A 19316-nucleotide genomic window follows, 5' to 3' on the forward strand; every position below is an offset into this window, starting at 1 on the left:
GAGCGCATCATGGACCTGTCGTTCAATGCCGAGGAGCGCGCCTTCCAGAGCGAGGTGCGCGGCTTCATCGCCAAGAATCTCACCGAGGAAATGAAGCGCGCGACCGCGCTGACGCCATCGGTGTTCTCCGATCCCGACATCGGCATGGCCTGGCAGCGCGCGCTGCACGCCCAAGGCTGGGGCGCGCCGGGCTGGCCGGTCGAATATGGCGGCCCCGACTGGACGCCGGCGCAGCGCTGGATCTTCGAGACTGAATGCGCCCGCGCCGGCGTGCCCAACGTCAACGTGATGGGCGTGAAGATGGTCGGGCCCGTCATCATCGGCTTCGGCAGCCCCGAGCAGAAGAATTTCTACCTGCCGCGGATTCTCTCCGGCGAGGATTATTGGTGCCAGGGCTATTCCGAGCCGGGCTCCGGCTCAGATCTGTCGTCCCTCAAGACGCGCGCGGTGCGCGACGGCGACGACTACATCATCAACGGCACCAAGATCTGGACCACGCACGCCCATCACGCCAACCGCATGTTCGCGCTGGTGCGCACCAGCGATGGGCCGCGGCAGCAGGACGGCATCAGCTTCATCCTGATCGACATGAAGACGCCGGGCATCACCATCCGTCCCATCCTCACCATCGGCGGCGACCACGAGGTCAACCAGGTGTTCTTCGACGACGTCCGCGTGCCCGTCGCCAACCGCGTCGGCGAGGAAGGCAAGGGCTGGACCTACGGCAAATATCTGCTCGAGTTCGAGCGCGGCGCGGGCATCGCCTCGGCCAAGCTGCGCGAAGGATTGAAGGCGGTTGCCGATCTTGCCGAGTCCGACCTCACGGGCCGCGCCATCGACAGCCCCGACATCGCGACGCGGATTGCCGAGGTCGAGGTCGACATCGACGCGCTCGAGATGACGGAGCTGCGCGTGCTCTCGGCACTCCAGACCGGCCAGAATCCCGGCGCGGTGTCGTCGATCCTGAAGCTGCGCAACAGCGAGATCCGCCAGGCCGTGACGCGGTTAGGGGCCGACGTGATCGGCCATGACGCCCTCGCCGTCGAGCCGATGCGCCCGCTCTACAAGCTCAACCACGAGCCGGCGACCCCTGAGGAGATGCTGACGGTGATGCCGGAATATCTCAACGGCCGCGCCTACACCATCTTCGGCGGCACCTCGGAGATCCAGCGCGACATCATCGCGAAGATGATGCTGGGGATTTGACGGGCGGGCTGGCGTGGATAGAGCCACTCGCTCGGTGTCGTCCCCGCGAAGGCGGGGACCCATAACCACAGGAAGATGTGGTTATGGGGACTCGGAGTTGCCAGCTTCGCACGACAACCACTTCCTGTGGTTATGGGTCCCGGGCTCGCGCTTTGCGCGCCCCGGGACGACGAGCTGAGTTTGGTGCAATAGCCTGCGCAACAGCTAGCGCACCTATCCCGCCGCCTTCGCGTCCCGGATCGCCTGCCAGATCTTCTGCGGCGTCAGGGGCGTGTTCAGCTGGGTGATGCCGAGCTCGGCGAGCGCGTCCATCACGCCGTTGGTGACGCAGGGCGGGCCGCCGATGGCGCCGGATTCGCCGCAGCCCTTGGCGCCGAGCGGATTGGTGCGGCAGGGCGCGGAATCATCCAGCGTCACTACGATCGGCGGCACGTCGTCCGCGCGCGGGATGCAGTAATCCTGGTAGCTCGCCGTCAGCAGCTGGCCGTCGGCATCATACGACACGCCTTCATACAGCGCCTGGCCGATGCCTTGCGCGACGCCGCCATGGATCTGGCCGGTGACCAGCATCGGGTTCACGGCGACGCCGACGTCGTCGACCGTGGTGTAGCGCACGACCTTGGAGACGCCGGTCTCGGGGTCGATCTCGACCTCGCAGATATGCGTGCCGTTCGGCCAGCTGGGACCATCGACCTCGCCTTCGGAATCGACGCTGAGCCTGGCGCCGCTCTCCTTCTCGGCGAGATCGAACAGGCTGATGCGGCGGTCGGTGCCGACCACGGTGAGCATGCCGCCCTGATATTCGATATCCTCGACCGAAGTCTCCAGCACGTTCGCGGCCTTCTCGCGCGCCTTCTGGATCAAGTCATTCGAGGAGACCGCAACCGCGGTGCCGCCGACGAACAGCGAGCGCGAGCCGACGCTGCCGAAGCCCATGGCGAGATCGGTGTCGCCCTGGACCACGTCGATCTTGTCCATGGCAATGCCAAGCGTGTCGGAGATCATCTGGGTGTAGGTGGTCTGCAGCCCCTGCCCCATCGCCATGGTGCCGGAATGCAGCACGACGCGCCCTTGCGAGGTCGCGTGCAGGCTGACCTTCTCGGTGTGAGCGCGGCCGCCGGTCCACTCGATGTAGGAGGTGAGTCCGCGGCCGTAGAGCAGGCCCTTCTTCTTCGCCGCCTTCTTGCGCGCTGCAAAGCCGTCCCAGTCGGCGAGCTTCACGGCGCGGTCGAGCATGTGCGCGAAGGCGCCGGAATCGTAGACCTGGCCGGCCGCATTGGTGTAGGGCAGCTGCGCCGGCTTGATGTAATTGGCCTTGCGGATCGCGCGCGGGTCCATGCCGATTTTTCGCGCAGCGGCGTCGAACAGGCGCTCGACGATGAACACCGCCTCGGGGCGGCCGGCGCCACGATAGGCCCCGACCGGCGCGGTGTGGGTCATCACCGACTTCACCTCGAAATGCACCAGCGGCAGATCGTAGACGCCGGTCTGCACGAATGGCCCGAGCACCAGCGGGATGATGTTGGCCGCGCCCGAGGAATAGGCCCCGGTGCAGCCGATCGACTTGACGCGATAGGCCAGCACCTTGCCCTTGTCATCCAGCGCGAAGGACGCCGTGGACGTGAGATCACGGCCGTGGGTACCGCCGACGAACTCGTCGGTGCGGTCGCCGCGCCAGCGGATCTTCTTGTTCAGCTTGGTCGCGGCATAGGCGACGATGCCGTCCTCGGGATAGAGATTGGTCTTCTGGCCGAAGCCGCCGCCGATGTCGCCGACCAGCACGCGGACACTGTCCTTGGGACGCTTCAGCACGGCTTCCGCCAGCACGTCGCGGGTCGAGGCCGGCGTCTGCGACTGCACGTGCAGCAGGAGACGGCCGGACTTCTTGTCGATCTCGGCAATGGTCGAGCGCGGCTCCATCGCGGACGGAACGAGACGCTGGCTGACGATATCGAGCTCGACGGTGTGCGCCGCCTTGGCAAAGGCCTCGTCGACCTTGGCGGCATCGCCGTAGCTCATGGCGCCGACGATGTTGTCGGGCGCCTCCGGCCACACCACGGGCGCGCCTGATTTCACCGCCTCGACGGGATCGACCACCGCGGGCTGCACATCGTATTCGACCGCGATCGCCTCGGCCGCGCTCTGCGCCTCCACGCGCGAGGAGGCCACCACCGCGGCCACGGCCTCGCCGGCATAGCGGACGACCTCATGGGCGAGCAGCCGGCGCGGCGGCACGGTCATCGGCTTGCCGTCCGGGCGCTTGAAGATGTTCAGCGTCGGGATGGTGCCGATGTCGTCCTTGACCAAGTCCGCGCCGGTGTAGATCGCGGCAACGCCCGGCATCGAAGCCGCGGCGCTGGTGTCGATCGAGACGATCTTGGCGTGGGCGTGCGGCGAGCGCAGCACGTGCAACCACAGCGCGCCGTCGGCCGGCTTATCGTCGATGAACTGTCCCTTCCCGGTGAGCAGCCTCTGGTCTTCCAAACGCTTGACGGGCTGCCCCGCTCCGAAACGCAAATTGCCGGGAAGAATGTTCATTCCGCTGTATCCTCGAGATCGGGAAAAACGACGGCGGCGGTTTTAACCGATTTTGCGCGCCAGACAACCGAGCCCCGGCACATCTGCGATGCGCGTCAGAGCCCCTTGCAGGGGCGGATTGGGCGGCTAGGACCTGTCGATATCGACAATGCTCACATTCACGTCACGGGTGTCCGAGCCGCGCTTGACCGTGAGCCGAACGGTCTTTCCGGCCCCGGCCTGCTCGAGCGCATCGGTCAGGTCGGCAAGGCGCCGCACCGGCTTGCCTTCCACCGCGGTGATGATGTCTCCGACCGCTCCCGTGGAAAAGTTGACACCGCGAATCCCCGCCCGCTCGGCAGGACTGCCGGGGGCCGTCCGCACCACGATCACCCCTTCGACAGCAAGCCGGGTCGAAACATCCTCGCCGGCGGCCACGATGCCGATGCCCGGCGTCGGCACGCGGCCGTTGCGGATCAGCTCAGGGACGATCCGGTTCACGACGTCGACCGGGACCGCGAAGCCGATGCCGGCGTTCGAGCCGGACGGCGAGATGATGGCTGTGGTGACGCCGATCAGCCGGCCGGCGGAATCCAGCAGCGGCCCGCCCGAATTGCCGGGGTTGATCGCAGCATCGGTCTGGATGACGTTGGCGATCTCCCGGCCGCCATGGGTCGGGAGCCGGCGCTTGAGCGCGCTGATGATGCCAGAGGTCATCGACTGATCCAGCCCGAAGGGATTGCCGATCGCGAAGGCGGATTGTCCGACTTTCAGGTCGCTCGAACTGCCGAGAGCGATCGGCGCTGGAAGCTGGCGCACGCTGCGGATGCGCAACACCGCGAGATCGTAATTGGGCGCCGTGCCGACCAGGTCGACCTGGGCCACCTCACCCGAGGCAAAGCGCACGGCGATCTCGCCGCCATTGGCGACAACATGATTGTTCGTCACCAGGTGGCCGTCGCGGTCCCAGACAAATCCCGTGCCGGAAGCACCGCCGCCGGCCTGGCTCTCCTCGCCCATGAGGGGACTTGCCGCCGACTTGGCCGCAACCTGAACGACCGACGGCGATACGCGCTCGAAGATGTCGATGGTCGCCTTCTCGCCGTCCCACAGCGGCCCGCGCTGCTCGACGGCACGTGCGGAGGGCGCGGCCCATGGGACATACGAGACGGGGACATGCAGGATCTTCGCGGCCGTGACCGCGACCAGCAGGGCGGCGAAGGCTGCCGCGGCAATCGCATAGCGACGATTCATTGGGTGATCACCGTGTCTTGTGCTGAATGCGGGCTGTGAGATGCACATGCATGAACTGGCAGGATCTCGCTTACGCAGCAACGTCGCAAACGCGCGGAAGTTTCTCGGTCAGGTATGGACCATTTTGCGCCCGGCACGGATGCCGGGGCATATTGCCGCGTGGCGAGCTATTCCAGCTCGCGCAGCGCCGTTTCCACGATTTTGCGCGCATCCGCCGTCAGTGGCGCCTGCGGCGGGACGGGGCCGCCGACGTCATAGCCCTGGATCGCAAGGCCGGCCTTGATGCACGCCGCGAGATTGAAACGGGCGAAGGCTTCGTTGATCCGCCACAGCCGCCGCTGCAGCGCCATGGCCTCGTCCCAGCGGCCGGCCGTGCATAGATCGTAGAGCATCACGCTCTGGCGCGGGATGATGCAGGCAGGTCCCGCCATCCAGCCGCGGCCGCCGATCAGCATCACCGCCGCCGGAATGTGGGCGGAGGCGGAGAACACGCGCAAGGAGTCCCCGCAGCGGTTCATGATCGATAGCAGCCGACCGGTGTTGGTCGAGGCATCCTTGATGTAGCCGATGCGCGGATGCTCGGCGAGGCGCGCGATGACGTCGAGCGTGAGATCGGAGCGCTGGAATTGCGGATTGGTGTAGATGACGACGGGAATGTCGACGGCATCGGCAATGGCGCGGAAATAGGATTCGACCTGCGCATCGGCCAGCGGGAAATACGCCTCCAAAATCGCAAGGATGCCGTCGGCCCCACACTTCTGGCAGGCTTTCGCCTGCGCCACCGCATCCGCCGTCGCGGTCGAGGCGACGCCGGCGATAACAGGCACGCGGCCCTGCGCGGCCTCAATCGTGGTCTGCACGACCGCCGTACGTTGCGCGGCGTTTAGGTAAGCGAATTCGCCGGTCGAGCCCAACGGCGTCAGCCCGTGCACGCCGGCGCCGATCAGGTCGTCGCAGAGTTTTGCCAGCACGTTGGTTCGCACCGTGCCGTCGGCATCGATGGGCGAGACGAGATACGGAAAGACACCGTGGAATTCGGACATGCGGCGCGGATCCCGGTCGATTGGTTTGCGGCTGACGGCTATTACCAATGCCGGCGCCGGCGATCAAACCCTGAGCAGACGCACCCGCGTGCCCCAGGGATCGATCGCCTCCACCCCATCCGCAAGCGCCGTGACCTTCACACCGCCTTTGCGCAGCCGTTCTTCCTGCGCGGCGAGCAGCTCCGGCTTCGCCATCACCAGCGAGAACCAGGCAAGACCGGTCGTGGACTCGTCGCGCTGGCCGGCGCCCTGGCTCTGCCAGACATTCATGCCGAGGTGATGGTGATAGCGGCCCGACGCCAGGAACGCGGCGCCGCTGCGGCGACGAGTCGGGTCGAGGCCGACCGTGCCGTGATAGAAGCTCTCGGCCTGGGCGAGATCGCCGACGCGCAGATGCATGTGGCCGATGCGCATTCCGTCCGGCGCCTTGGCATAATCGGGAACGCGCGTATTGGTGAGCGACAACAGGTCGGGAATGTTGAGCTCGTCGGTCGCCATCTTCACGCTGCCCTCGCTCCATTGCCATTGCGAGGGGTCGCGGTCGGCATAGACCTCGATGCCGTTGCCTTCGGGGTCGTCGAGATAGACGGATTCGGAGACGAGATGATCGGCAAAGCCCGACAACGGCACGCGGTGCGAGGCGGCATGAACCAGCCAGCGCGCCAGATCCTTGCGGGTCGGCATCAGGAAGGCGGTGTGGTAGAGGCCTGCGGCGCTGCGCGATTCAATCGCGGCTTCGGGACGGGCCTCCAGCACCAGCAGCGTGAGGCCTGATGTGCCGAGCTTGGCTGTGGCCGCCGAGCGCTCCATCACGGTGAGCCCGATCACATCGCGGTAATAATCTGCGATTTTGTCGAGGCTCTTCACCCGCAGCGTCACCATGCCGACCCGCATCGGCGTACGGCTGGCAAAGGTGGGGCCGCCGCCCTGCGCTGTGCCCTCGGCACGGGCCGCGGCTGCGGCGGCCATGGCGAGCGAGGTGGCGCCGGCGAGCTGCAGCAGGGTGCGGCGGGTCAAGTCGATGGTCATCGGTCGGGCTCGCTGGAAATCCTCGAGGCCAAATGGCCCAATTTTGGGATTGCTACACGTTCCCGTGAGGCGCTCAAAATCACATGTTCGTCGGTCGCGGTCTTGCGGAGGCCGTCCTGGTCCTGGCCACCCGGCCAGTTTCGCAATCGCCCGCGGCATCCCAGATTGAGGACAACTTACGGGAGCCCGCCATGACTGATCTTAGTCCCCTGTCCTCACTGTCCTCCGCGCTCGCGGACATTGTGGCGCGCACCGCGCCGTCCGTCGTCTCCGTGCATTCGCATCGCGCTCGCGCGACCGGCTTCGTCTGGAGGAGCGGCCTGATCCTCACCGCCGATGAGGCCCTCGCCGACGAGGGCGAGGTCGAGATCAGCCTCGCCGACGGTCGTCGGGTCGCTGCCACGATCGCCGGCCGCGACCACACCACCGACATCGCGCTGCTGCGCACTGAGGCCGCGGTCGCGCCGGTCAAGCTCGCCGCAACCGTCCCGCCGCTGGGCGCATTGTCGGTCGTGGTCGCGACCAGCCGGGAGACACCAAGCGCGGCGCTCGGGATGGTGTCGGCGTCCGGAAAGAGCTGGCGTTCCTTGCGCGGCGGCGACATCGACGCGCGGATCGAGCTCGACGTCCGCCTGCGCGGCAGCCAGCAGGGTGGGCTCGCGCTCGATGCATCGGGCGAAGCCTTCGGCATGGCCGTGCTCGGGCCGCGGCGCGTGCTGGTGATCCCGACCGCGACGATCGAGCGTGTCGCGCCCCAGCTCGAGGCGCGCGGCCGCATCGCGCGTGGCTATCTCGGCCTCGGGCTGCAGCCGGTGCAGCTCGACGACGGCATCGGCGCCATGGTCATGAATGTCGACAAGGCTGGGCCTTCGGCCGCGGCCGGCATTCGCCAGGGCGACGTGATCGTTGCAGTCGACGGCCAGAAGCTGTCGGGCGTGCGCGCGCTATCGCGGACACTGGGACCTGCGAGCGTCGGCGCGGTGGTGGACGTCGCCGTGCACCGTAGCGGCGAGCCGGTCAGCTTCAAGGTCACGGTCGGCGAAAGGCCGGAGGCGTGAGCGAGGACAAGACGGCCGAGATCGTATTGTCGCTGGAGATCGACGACCCCACACTCGCCGATCGCCTCGCGGCCCTGCTCGGCAATGTCGCCGGGCTTCGCCTCGCCGCGCCCGGCGAGCAGGCCGCCGCGACAATCATCGCCCGCGATCCACGTGTCAGCCCTGCGGACATCGCGCTGACGCAGCGCGAGCTCGACGTGCTGGCGCTGATGGCCGAAGGCGCCTCCAACAAGATGATCGCGCGTCAGCTCGGGATCTCCGTGCACACCGTGAAATTCCATGTCGGCTCGCTGCTCGACAAGCTGGATGCGACCGGGCGCACGGATGCAGTGGCGCATGCGGCACGGCGCGGCGTGATCGAGCTTTGACAGTCCTAACGGCGCCGCTCAGCCGCTACGCCCGCTTGCCGCCGTTCTTCTCCGCCGCGCGGCGCAGCGCTTCGGCGAGCGCGCCGCCGCCCGAGGACTCCTGCTTGCGCGGCGCGGACGAGGTCATGCGGCTTGCGTTGCGCTGATTGTTGTCGCGCTGCATGCCGGGGGCGTCCTTCTTAGGCCCGACCTCGTCGTCGAGGCGTAGCGTCAGCGAGATGCGCTTGCGGGCCACCTCGAAGTCCAGCACCTTCACCTTGACGATGTCGCCGGGCTTCACCACCTCGCGCGGGTCCTTGATGTAGGTCTTCGACATCGCCGAGATGTGCACGAGGCCATCCTGGTGCACGCCGATGTCGACGAAGGCGCCGAAGGCGGCGACGTTTGTCACGGTGCCCTCGAGGATCATGCCCTTCTTGAGATCCTTGATCTCCTCGACGCCTTCCTTGAACACCGCCGCCTTGAACGCAGGGCGCGGGTCGCGGCCGGGCTTCTCGAGCTCGCGCAGGATGTCGGTGATCGTCGGCAGACCGAAGGTCTCGTCGACGAAATCCTTCGGCTTCAGCGTGCGTACGACATCGCTGTTGCCGATCAGCGCCTTGATGTCGCTCTTGGTCGCCTCGAGAATCCGGCGCACCACGGGATAGGCTTCGGGATGGACGCCGGAGGCATCGAGCGGATCCTCGCCGCCGACGATGCGCAGGAAGCCCGCGCACTGCTCGAACGCCTTCGGCCCGAGCCGCGGCACATCCTTGAGCGCCTTGCGCGACTTGAACGGGCCGTTGGCGTCGCGATGCGCCACGATGCTCTGGGCAAGGCCGGAGCCGACACCCGACACGCGCGCCAGCAGCGGCGCGGAGGCGGTGTTGACATCGACGCCGACCGCGTTCACGCAATCCTCAACCACGGCGTCGAGCGATTTGGCGAGCTTGGCCTGGCCGAGGTCGTGTTGATACTGGCCGACGCCGATCGCCTTCGGCTCGATCTTGACGAGCTCGGCGAGCGGATCCTGCAGGCGCCGCGCGATCGACACCGCGCCGCGCAGGGTGACATCGAGGCCGGGCAGCTCCTCCGAGGCGAAGGCCGAGGCTGAATAGACGGACGCGCCGGCTTCCGACACCACGATCTTGTTCATCTTCAGCTCAGGCAGACCCTTGACCAGCTCGGTGGCGAGCTTGTCGGTCTCGCGCGAGGCGGTGCCGTTGCCGATCGCGATCAGCTCGACGCGGTGCTTGATTGCGAGCCGGCCGAGCGTCGCCAGCGACTCGTTCCATTGCCGCTGCGGCTCGTGCGGATAGATCGCGGTGGTGTCGACCACCTTGCCGGTGGCATCGACGACGGCGACCTTCACGCCGGTGCGGTAGCCGGGATCGAGCCCCATGGTGACGCGGGTGCCGGCGGGCGCGGCCAGCAGGAGGTCACGCAGGTTCGAGGCGAACACGCGCACGGCCTCGGTCTCGGCCGAATTCCACAGCCGCATGCGCAGATCGATATTGAGATGCACCTGGATCTTGGTGCGCCAGGCCCAGCGCACGGTATCGATCAGCCAGCGGTCGCCGGGACGCTTGAGATCGGCAATGCCGAACCGCTTCATGATCTTCAATTCATAGGCGCTCGGCACGCCCGGCGGCGGCGCCTCGGCCTCGGGCTGAATTTGCAGGTCGAGAATTTCTTCTTTCTCGCCGCGGAACATCGCGAGGATGCGGTGCGAGGGCAGTTTTGTCAGCGGCTCGGAGAAATCGAAATAGTCGGCGAATTTTTCGCCCTCGGTCTTCTTGCCGTCGCGCACCTTGGAGGCCATGCGCGCATTGGTCCACATCTCCTCGCGCAAGGCGCCGATCAGATCGGCATCCTCGTCGAAGCGCTCGACCAGGATGGCGCGGGCGCCGTCGAGCGCGGCAGCGGCGTCAGCGACGCCCTTCTCGGCGTTGATGAAGCCTTCCGCCACGACCTTCGGATCATTGCCGGGCTCAGCCATAAGCTGGTTGGCGAGCGGCTCGAGGCCGGCTTCCTTGGCTATCTCCGCCTTGGTGCGGCGCTTCGGCTTGAACGGCAGATAGATGTCCTCGAGGCGAGCCTTGCTGTCAGCGGCCATGATCGAGGCCTCGAGGGCCGCATCGAGCTTGCCCTGCTCGCGGACCGATTCGAGAATGGCCTTGCGGCGATCCTCGAGCTCGCGCAGGTAAACCAGGCGCTCCTCCAGAGTGCGCAATTGCGCGTCGTCGAGCGCACCGGTCGCTTCCTTGCGGTAGCGGGCGATGAAGGGAACCGTGGCGCCGCCGTCGAGCAGCGTCACCGCCGCCTCGACCTGCTCGGCGCGAACCCCAAGCTCCTGCGCAATTTTCTGGTTGATGTTTGCCACGCGAGATTCCCTCTAATCCAAGCACGCGGGCGCAGGGGCGAACCACCGGCCGCGGGACGCCGCTTATGGACCAACCAAGGTTGATTCATCAAGGTGCGGTGCGCAACCGTCGACAGAGGATTTTTTGCCCGACCGATGCGATCTCGCCACATTCGTGGGGGCGCGGCGACTTGACATCGGCCCCGCGTTCCGCGCCTGCTTGCTCCCGCCGGGCCAACGAACACTCCGCACGAGGACCAATCATGCGTACCACATCGGTCGGCGTCTTCAGGATCGCCACCGCAGGACCCGGCGACGTCTCCGGCCTGATGGACTTGATCGTTTCAGGCGCGATCGATCCCACCTCGATCCTCGCCGTTCTCGGCAAGACCGAGGGCAATGGCGGCGTCAACGATTTTACCCGGGAATACGCGGTGGCCGCGCTATGTACGGCGCTGGCACCCAAGCTCGGCCTGTCGGCGGAGGCAGTCGAGCAGCGTATCGCCTTCGTGATGTCCGGCGGCACCGAGGGCGTGCTGAGCCCGCACATCACGGTGTTCACGCGCAGCGAGGCCGAGCGCCCGGCAGGCCTTTCCGGCAAGCGCCTCAGCATCGGCATGGCGCACACGCGGGACTTCTTGCCCGAGGAACTCGGCCGCGCCGCGCAAATCGCCGAGACGGCCAAGGCCGTGCAGTCCGCAATGGCCGATGCCGGCATCAACGATCCCGCGGACGTTCATTTCGTTCAGATCAAGTGCCCGCTGCTGACCAGCGAGCGCGCTGCGGCGGCGAACGCCCGCGGCAACACAACGGCAACGACAAGCGCCTACAGCTCAATGGCCTATTCGCGCGGCGCGTCCGCGCTCGGCGTTGCGGTCGCGCTCGGCGAGATCGGCTCCGACCTCGACGATGAGGACGTGCTGCGGCGCTATGATCTGTTCTCCAAGGTGGCCTCGACCTCGTCGGGGATCGAGCTGATGCATAACGTCGTCATCGTGCTCGGCAACTCGGCATCTTCAGCGAGTGAGTTCGAGATCGGCCATGCCGTGATGGAGGATGCGATCGACGCCGCGGCGGTGCTATCGGCGTTGAACAGTGTCGGGCTCGGCGCTGCGCCGCAAACCACCGCGGGCCGCACGCTCGTCAACATCTTCGCCAAGGCTGAGGCCTCGCCTAACGGCACCGTGCGCGGCTTCCGCCACACCATGCTTGAAGACACCGACATCAGCGCGACACGCCACGCCCGCGCAGCGGTCGGCGGCCTGATCGCGGGCCTTGCCGGCACCGGCGCAATCTACGTGTCCGGCGGCGCCGAGCATCAGGGGCCGGCCGGCGGCGGCCCGGTTGCAGCGATCGCACGACTGTCGGATTGATAGCCGGCAGCCCGACCTCTCCGCCGGGCGCAACCCTGCCCCTCGTGGCGCCTCGGTTGATTCACGCGGGCCGTTGCGAAAAAGGTGACGCCGCGACCTTAAGGGGATTTGACTTCATGACTTTGCCGATGAGCTGGAATGAATGGGCACAGCACGACGGCGTCGCGCTGGCGGGACGCGTTCGCAAGGGCGAGCTGACGGCGAAGGAGCTGGCGCGCCAGGCCGCCGCGGGCGTTGCCAAGGTCAATCCAGCGCTGTCCGGCGTGGTCGAGCTGTTCGAGGACGTGATCGCCGATCCCGCCAAGGACGGCGCCAATCTCGCAGGTCCGTTCGCCGGCCTGCCCTTCCTGATGAAGGACCTCGGACCGACCATGAAGGGCCGGCTGCAGGAGATGGGATCGCTGCTGATGCGCGGCAATCGCGCGAGCGCCGATACGTTCCTCACCGGCAAATTCCGCCAGGCGGGGCTCAACCTGATCGGTCGCACCACGACGCCAGAATTCGGCGTGTGCTCGTCGGCCGACAATCCTGCCGTCTACGTCACGCGCAATCCCTGGAATACCGACTACACCACCTGCGGCTCATCGGCAGGCAGCGCGGCGATGGTGGCCGCGGGCGTGGTGCCGATCGCGCATGCGACCGACGGCGGCGGCTCGATCCGCATTCCCGCCGGCGTCAACGGCAATATCGGCCTGAAGGTCTCGCGCGGCGTGTTCTCGCTCGCGCCGCACATGTCGGACCTGACCGGCCTCGTCTCGATCCAGGGCTGCCAGTCGCGCTCGGTGCGCGACACTGCCGCCTTCGTCGATCATGCGCGCGGGCCTGCGCCCGGCGAGTTCATGCCGTTCTGGACCACGGCGCAGCCTTATTGCGAGATGATCAAGCGCGATCCCGGCAAGCTTCGCATCGCGCTGTCGCACACATGGGGCAATTACACCGCGGCGCCCGAGCTCGCTGCCGAGCTGGAGAAGGCCGGACGCTTCCTCGAAGGCCTCGGCCACCACGTCGACTATGCGCTGCCGGAGATCGACCTCCCGGCCGCCTTCGAGGCGCAGACCACCTGCTACATCTCGAACTTTGCGGTGGTGATCTCCAACATGCTCGCCGCGCGCGGACTGGAAAAGCCGCCGGAGGATCTGATCGAGCCCATGAACATCCGCATCTGGGAAGCCGGGCGCCACACCAGCTTTGCCGAGCGGGCGAAGATGCAGGCCGTGTTCAACACGACCTCGCGCGGCTTCGGCAGCTTCTTCGAGCAATGGGACGTGATCCTGACGCCGATCACGGCGCTGCCGACGCCGAAGGTCGGCACCAGGGAATATCTCACCATCTCGGACAATCCTGATGTGCGCGACTGGTTCGAGAATCTCTGGCGCTTCTTCGCCTTCACGCCGCTCGCCAATCTCTGCGGCATGCCGGCGATCTCGATGCCGATGGCGGCGCAAGACCACGGCCTGCCGCTCGGCATCCAGGCGATCGCCAAGCAGGCCAATGACGGCCTCCTGCTGCAGCTCGCCGCCCAGATCGAGCGCGCGCTCGACGGCAAGTGGAACGGCGGCAAGAAACCGAAGGTGCATGTAGGCTAACTAGAGCGTGATGAGATCAGTTCGATCGCTACGGCGGAGGTGCACTCCCTCTCCCGCTTGCGGGAGAGGGCTGGGGAGAGGGTGTTTCCGCGATGGGACAATCCCCTAGAGGAGAAAGCCCTCACCCGCGCCTTCGGCGCAACCTCTCCCGCAAGCGGGAGAGGTTGCAGCGAGCCCGTGGCATGGATCTCGCTTTAGCAAGTGTGCGATCGCATCGATACGCGATCGCAACAGCCTCAGTTCTTGACCGCCGGTATCTCCTCCGCCACCGGCTGCTTCTGACCCTGCTGATACATCGCGAGCGCCTTTTCGAGGGCTTCGCGCAGTGCCAGTGCTGCGGCGACACTGCAACGCAGATGCGCGGTCTGGACCACGTCGACCCTGACGGCAGCGCCGACCGGCATCAACAGGTTTGCGGCAAGCTCGATCTGGATCGCGCCGTTGTGGTGACCGAAGCAGGATGCGCCGTCGAAATAGATGATCGGCGCCCGCTCGGCGCTGGAGGTGGAAATGGTGACGGGCCCCTGGGCGGTCGAGGGCGTTTCGGGGTCGGCCATGGGCGCTCCTTGCAGTTCATCGACGAACGAAGCGCCCACCATCGACGCTTCGGCGCGCCCTGTCGAGACCAAACCGTCCCATGCGGGGCTCATTCGGGATTTTGCGCGAGGCCCGACACTGGTCTAGAAGGTCCCCATGAGCACCACGCCGACCACGCTTGCCTTCGAGGAACTCGCCGAGGCCATCAAGGGCCGCCGCTCCGATTACGGCCATATCAGCGGGCTCCAGCTCGACCGGTTCGCACCTGGCGAGGCTTGGTCCAGCCTGCCCTATCGACCGGTCTTCGTCGGCGACACCGCGACCGGCGTGCTGCATGGCGGCGTCGTCACCGCGATGCTGGACGAGAGCTGCGGCATGGCGGTGCAACTTGCGCTCGACGGCACCCGCGCGATCGCGACCCTGGATCTGCGCATCGACTACCAGAAGCCGGCAACGCCCGGCCTCGACATCAAAGCGCATTCGGTCTGCTACCGCACCACGCGCTCGATCGCCTTCGTGCGCTCCACCGCCTATCAGGAGTCCGAGGACGATCCGGTCGCGACCGCGACCGCCTGCTTCATGATCGGCGCCAACCGCACCAACATGCTCGCCGACCGCCGGATGGATGCGCGCAGCATCCCGACGCTGGAGGCGCCGGAGGATCCGGACGGGCCCTTTGCGCGCAGCCCGTTCGCGCGCGCGCTCGGCATCCGCGTCAACGATGACGGCACGCTGACGATGCCGTTCTCGCCGCAGATCATCGGCAATCCGATCCTGCCGGCGATCCATGGCGGCATGACGGGCGCCTTCCTCGAGACCACCGCCATCATCGGCGTGGCGCGGGAGCTCGGCGCTAGCGCACCGCCCAAGCCGATCGGCCTCACCGTCAACTACTTGCGCTCCGGACGCGCGCTCGACACGTTTGCCGACGTCTCGATCGTGAAGCAGGGCCGACGTATCGTCGCCTTCGAGGCGCGGGCCTGGCAGGACGATGCGACGAGGCCGATCGCCACCGCTTTCGGTCACTTCATGCTGCGTCCGACGCCTGGAAGTGACGAGGAATAAGCCCATTTTGACTTGACGGCCGCAGCTCCGGCCCCAACGATAGCGCGCCTTTCGCCAGAGGAATTGGATTGCGGCATCCGCTCGACATCGTTGCCATGTTCGCCGCACTCTGGCTGCTGGCATCGATGGTGCTCGACACGCTGACGCCGAAGGAGCTGACCGCGATCATGATCGGCATCGCGATCGGCCCGGCCATCGTCATCACCGCCGTGTTCTATTACCTGCGGTGCCCGCGAACGGATTTTGCGGTGATGTTCGCAGCGCTGTGGCTGATCTCCGATATCGCCATCGCCCTCATCTCGCCGAAGCAGCTGCCGCATTTCCTGATCGCGCTCGGCTTTCTGCCGGCGATGCTGATCGGCATCGTGCTGCACTGGCAGACGTTCACCTCTCCTCGGCGGGGAGAGGTGAACCACCGCGCCGGCTGATATCACCGCGGCAAGAGATTCGTCTTCGCGAGGTCCAGCACCTCGTCGCCGCGGCCGTTCATCACCGCACGCAACACCCAGAGGCTGAAGCCCTTCACCTGCTCGGCCGTGATGGTCGGGGGCATCGACAGCTCCTGCTTGGCGGTGACAACATCGAGCAGCGCCGGCCCATTGTGCGCCAGCATCTCTTTCATCGCGCCCGGAAGCTCGCCGGGATCCTCGACGCGCTTGGCAGAGATGCCCATCGCGCGCGCCATCGCGGCGAAATCCGGGTTCTCCAGGTCGACATTTGTGTCGACGAAGCCCGCCGCCTTCATCTCCAGCGCGACGAAGCCGAGCACGCCGTTGTTGAAGACGACCACCTTCACCGGCAGCTTCTCCTGCGTCAGCGTGATCAGGTCGCCCATCAGCATGGTGAAGCCGCCGTCGCCGGAGAGCGAGATGACCTGGCGTCCGGGCTGCGCCGCTTGCGCCCCGATCGCCTGCGGCATGGCATTGGCCATCGAGCCGTGAACGAAGGAGCCGATCAGCCGGCGGCGGCCGTTCATGTCGAGATAGCGCGCCGCCCACACCGTCGGGGTGCCGACATCGGCGGTGAAGACGGCATCGTCGGAGGCATGGTCGCTGATGACCTTGGCGAGATATTGCGGATGGATCGGCTTGGCTCCGGGCGTGCCCTTGGCGAGCGAATCGAGGCCCTCGCGGGCTCTCTTGTAATGCGCGACGGCGTCGTCGAGATGCTTGCGCTGCGTCTTCGTCTTGAGCAGCGGCAGCAGCGCCTCGATGGTGAGCTTGACGTCGCCGACGAGACCGAGGTCGATCCTGCAGCGCCGTCCCAGATTTTCCGGACGGATGTCGATCTGCGCGATCTTCGCATCATCAGGAAAGAACTGCTTGTAGGGGAAGTCGGTGCCGAGCATCACCAGCGCATCGCAGGCGTGCATCGCGGCGTAGCCTGAGGAGAAGCCGATGAAGCCGGTCATGCCGACGTCGTAGGGGTTGTCGTATTCGACATGCTCCTTGCCGCCGAGCGCGTGCACGATCGGGCTTTTCAAGGTCTCGGCGAGCTGCATCAAAGGCGCGTGTGCGCCGGCGCAGCCGCGGCCGCAGAACAGCGTGATGCGTTCGGCGCCGTTGAGGAGATCCGCGAGCGCCTTCAGCTCATCCGCTTGCGGCACGACCTTCGGCGGAGCCAGTGCAAGGCCACGCGTCGTCGACAGCGCGCGCTTCGGAGGACTCCGGAACGCGACATCGCCGGGCATCGCGACGACGGCAACGCCGCGCAAGCCGACCGCCGCGCGAATTGCATTCTCCAGCACGAAAGGCAGCTGGCTCGGGTCCGACACCAGCTCGCAATAATGGCTGCATTCGCGGAACAGGTTTTGCGGATGCGTCTCCTGGAAATAGCCGCCGCCGATCTCGGCGGTCGGGATCTGCGCCGCGATCGCCAGCACGGGAACGCGGCTGCGATGCGCATCGAACAGGCCGTTGATCAGATGCAGATTGCCGGGGCCGCAGGAGCCCGCGCAGACCGCGAGGCTCCCGGTCATCTCGGCTTCGCCGGCCGCTGCGAAGGCCGCGACCTCCTCGTGGCGGACATGGATCCATTCGATCGTGCCGCGGCGACGCAGCGCCTCGGTGAGCGCGTTCAGGCTGTCGCCGACGATGCCGTAGATGCGCTTGACCCCGGCCTGTTCGAGCGTTGCCACGAACAGATCGGCCACGTTGTTGATCGCCATGTCGGTCTCCTGATTCAGCCAGTCGCATAACACGATGCGCGCATGTCGGCATCGCGCCACCATATGGCAGAATAGACCAAGTCAGGATTACGGCTAGTTTATTGTCGGCTCAATCTTTCTCAATTGCCCGATCGTAAGCGGCAATTGTCACCTCTGCGCGGGCTGCGACATCTGTTGCCGTCATGCCTGGCTTGTAGAGGCTGGAGCCGAGCCCGAAGGCGGTCACCCCGCCCTTGATGTACTCAACAAAATTCTGGTCGGAGACGCCGCCGACGGCGGCGATCATCACGCCTGCCGGCAGCACGGCACGGATCGCGGCGATGCCGGCAGCGCCGAGCACGCTCGCCGGAAAGAATTTCAGGCTCGACGCGCCCGCGCGCGCCGCCAGCAGCGCCTCGGTCGGCGAGAACACGCCGGGCATGGTCACCATGCGATGCTGGTGCGCGCGCGCCAGCACTTCGGTGTCGACATTGGGCGAGACCATCAGCCTGCCGCCGACATCGTTGAGACGATCGACATCTGCCGTCGTCAGCACCGTGCCGGCGCCGATCAACACGCCTGATGGCGCGAGCTTCACGGCAAGCGCGATCGAGCGGAACGGATCGGGTGAATTCAGGGGGATCTCGATCGCGGTCATGCCGGCCTCGACCAAGACGCCGACGATCGCTTCGGTCTCCTCAGGCTTGATGCCGCGCAGGATCGCGACCAGCGGCCGCTGCATCGGCGGAAAGGGAACGCTCATCTCTCGCAGTCCTTCTACTTCGTCCAGATCGCGGCTGCCGCCATCGAAAGGCCGCGGCGGACGGCTTCATCCGCATCGACCGGATTTGCTGTTACCGAGAGCGCCTCGAATGCCAGCCGATACAGCACCGCAAGCCGCCCCGCGGCAATCAGCTGGACGCCCGCTTGCGGCACGGTGCCGGAGAGCCCTGCCGCGAGCTCCACACCGATCAACGTGCCCGACAGCGTCTCACGCGCCGCTGCCGGCGTGCCGCCGAACAAGAGCTGTCGCGACCGTGCAGTGAACAGCAGGTTGGCGGCGAAGGCCGGAGCATCGAATGCGGCCTTTACGGCTGCCTTGAAGCTCGCGAAATCTTCGGCGTCATCAGCGCCGGCGACCGCGAGCGACAGGATCGTCTCGCGCGAGACGGCGCTGAACAGCTCGCCGGTCATGAAGGTGGAGAAGCGCTCGACCGTGCCGTCTTTCACCCGCACCCATTTCGAATGCGTGCCGGGCATGCAGACCAGCGCCTCGGCCGCGGCATCGAGGCCGAGCGCGCCGAGCAATTGCGTCTCCTCGCCGCGCATGACGTCCGGTGCCTTGGCATCGCGCTGGGCGATACCCGGCAGGATGCGGATGTCGCACGCTTCGCCAGGGACACGCACGGCCTGTTGCAGGACGGCGGAGAGCCGTGCCGGCGTGTCGACATAGCCGGCCTCGACCCAGCCGGTCTTGGCACCGGCCATGCCGCAGACCAGAACCGGCAGATGCGCGGGCGCTTCGACCGCGGCCAGATGCGCTTGCAGCACCGCGGGAAAGCCGGTCTTCGCCGCCGCCAGCATGCCTTCGCCGCTGCGGCGCTCGGCCAGCACCTGACCGGCGCGATCGACCAGCCAGAGCCGGAAGCTGCTGGTGCCCCAGTCCACCGCGACATAGGCGGGTTCGGTCATTTCAAGTCTCGTCCTCGTCTCATGGCCAAGACGCCGTCTCGCGACATATGAGACGATGTCCGGCAGGCTCCCGTCGAGATACCGGCTAATGCGCGGGCAAA

Annotated in this window: 16 protein-coding genes; 7 read left to right on the forward strand and 9 right to left on the reverse strand. The window is 66.6% G+C overall.

Annotated features, from left to right (window positions below; genetic code table 11):
- Nucleotides 1-9 precede the first annotated feature (9 nt).
- On the forward strand, nt 10-1206 hold the full coding sequence (locus I6F16_RS28660) for an acyl-CoA dehydrogenase family protein (protein ID WP_225142135.1): 1197 nt from the start codon (nt 10-12) through the stop codon (nt 1204-1206).
- A 213-nt stretch (nt 1207-1419) separates the two neighbouring features.
- Here the strand turns inward: I6F16_RS28660 and I6F16_RS28665 are convergent, their stop codons facing one another.
- The 4 genes from I6F16_RS28665 to I6F16_RS28680 form a co-directional block, all read right to left on the reverse strand.
- The gene (locus tag I6F16_RS28665; RefSeq protein WP_225142137.1) at nt 1420-3744 is read right to left on the reverse strand and encodes a xanthine dehydrogenase family protein molybdopterin-binding subunit; all 2325 of its coding nucleotides are present in this window, start codon (nt 3742-3744) and stop codon (nt 1420-1422) included.
- A 126-nt stretch (nt 3745-3870) separates the two neighbouring features.
- On the reverse strand, nt 3871-4977 hold the full coding sequence (locus I6F16_RS28670) for a trypsin-like peptidase domain-containing protein (RefSeq protein WP_036009668.1): 1107 nt from the start codon (nt 4975-4977) through the stop codon (nt 3871-3873).
- A 167-nt stretch (nt 4978-5144) separates the two neighbouring features.
- The gene (locus tag I6F16_RS28675) at nt 5145-6020 is read right to left on the reverse strand and encodes a dihydrodipicolinate synthase family protein (protein ID WP_225113904.1); all 876 of its coding nucleotides are present in this window, start codon (nt 6018-6020) and stop codon (nt 5145-5147) included.
- Between the two features lie 63 nt (nt 6021-6083).
- Complete coding sequence (locus tag I6F16_RS28680; protein ID WP_225174186.1) at nt 6084-7049, reverse strand: VOC family protein; 966 nt, start codon at nt 7047-7049, stop codon at nt 6084-6086.
- Between the two features lie 191 nt (nt 7050-7240).
- Between I6F16_RS28680 and I6F16_RS28685 the strand changes: the two genes are divergently transcribed.
- Both I6F16_RS28685 and I6F16_RS28690 read left to right on the forward strand, forming a co-directional pair.
- Nucleotides 7241-8107 carry a S1C family serine protease gene (locus tag I6F16_RS28685; RefSeq protein WP_225174187.1) on the forward strand — a complete coding sequence of 289 codons (867 nt, stop codon included), beginning with the start codon at nt 7241-7243 and terminating at the stop codon, nt 8105-8107.
- The gene (locus I6F16_RS28690; protein WP_109145239.1) at nt 8104-8475 is read left to right on the forward strand and encodes a helix-turn-helix transcriptional regulator; all 372 of its coding nucleotides are present in this window, start codon (nt 8104-8106) and stop codon (nt 8473-8475) included. Before I6F16_RS28685 ends, I6F16_RS28690 begins: the two co-directional genes overlap by 4 nt.
- 25 nt (nt 8476-8500) lie before the next feature.
- Here the strand turns inward: I6F16_RS28690 and I6F16_RS28695 are convergent, their stop codons facing one another.
- Nucleotides 8501-10837 (reverse strand): Tex family protein, encoded by a 2337-nt coding sequence (locus I6F16_RS28695; protein ID WP_225174188.1) that lies wholly within the window; start codon nt 10835-10837, stop codon nt 8501-8503.
- Between the two features lie 242 nt (nt 10838-11079).
- Here I6F16_RS28695 and I6F16_RS28700 point away from each other — a divergent pair, with 242 nt between their 5' ends.
- Both I6F16_RS28700 and I6F16_RS28705 read left to right on the forward strand, forming a co-directional pair.
- Nucleotides 11080-12189 (forward strand): ring-opening amidohydrolase, encoded by a 1110-nt coding sequence (locus tag I6F16_RS28700; RefSeq protein WP_225174189.1) that lies wholly within the window; start codon nt 11080-11082, stop codon nt 12187-12189.
- A gap of 116 nt (nt 12190-12305) precedes the next feature.
- Nucleotides 12306-13775 (forward strand): amidase, encoded by a 1470-nt coding sequence (locus I6F16_RS28705; RefSeq protein WP_225148032.1) that lies wholly within the window; start codon nt 12306-12308, stop codon nt 13773-13775.
- A 236-nt stretch (nt 13776-14011) separates the two neighbouring features.
- Here the strand turns inward: I6F16_RS28705 and I6F16_RS28710 are convergent, their stop codons facing one another.
- On the reverse strand, nt 14012-14332 hold the full coding sequence (locus I6F16_RS28710; protein ID WP_036009675.1) for a hypothetical protein: 321 nt from the start codon (nt 14330-14332) through the stop codon (nt 14012-14014).
- Nucleotides 14333-14468: 136 nt separating this feature from the next.
- On the opposite strand from I6F16_RS28710, the gene I6F16_RS28715 reads away from it, so the two are divergent.
- Nucleotides 14469-15377 (forward strand): PaaI family thioesterase, encoded by a 909-nt coding sequence (locus I6F16_RS28715; protein WP_225126717.1) that lies wholly within the window; start codon nt 14469-14471, stop codon nt 15375-15377.
- Between the two features lie 68 nt (nt 15378-15445).
- Nucleotides 15446-15805: a hypothetical protein gene (locus tag I6F16_RS28720; RefSeq protein WP_036009657.1), complete on the forward strand. Its 360-nt coding sequence runs from the start codon at nt 15446-15448 to the stop codon at nt 15803-15805.
- Nucleotides 15806-15807: 2 nt separating this feature from the next.
- Here the strand turns inward: I6F16_RS28720 and poxB are convergent, their stop codons facing one another.
- The 3 genes from poxB to I6F16_RS28735 all read right to left on the reverse strand — a co-directional run bounded on the left by poxB (nt 15808) and on the right by I6F16_RS28735 (nt 19215).
- Entirely contained in the window at nt 15808-17544 is a 1737-nt protein-coding gene (gene poxB / locus I6F16_RS28725; RefSeq protein ID WP_225151793.1) for a ubiquinone-dependent pyruvate dehydrogenase, read from the reverse strand.
- A gap of 109 nt (nt 17545-17653) precedes the next feature.
- Complete coding sequence (locus tag I6F16_RS28730; protein WP_225151795.1) at nt 17654-18286, reverse strand: 2-dehydro-3-deoxy-6-phosphogalactonate aldolase; 633 nt, start codon at nt 18284-18286, stop codon at nt 17654-17656.
- A gap of 14 nt (nt 18287-18300) precedes the next feature.
- On the reverse strand, nt 18301-19215 hold the full coding sequence (locus I6F16_RS28735) for a 2-dehydro-3-deoxygalactonokinase (RefSeq protein ID WP_225174190.1): 915 nt from the start codon (nt 19213-19215) through the stop codon (nt 18301-18303).
- Nucleotides 19216-19316 lie beyond the last annotated feature (101 nt).

It is taken from the genome of Bradyrhizobium sp. IC4060 (assembly GCF_020193715.1).
Taxonomy (GTDB): Bacteria; Pseudomonadota; Alphaproteobacteria; order Rhizobiales; family Xanthobacteraceae; genus Bradyrhizobium; species Bradyrhizobium yuanmingense.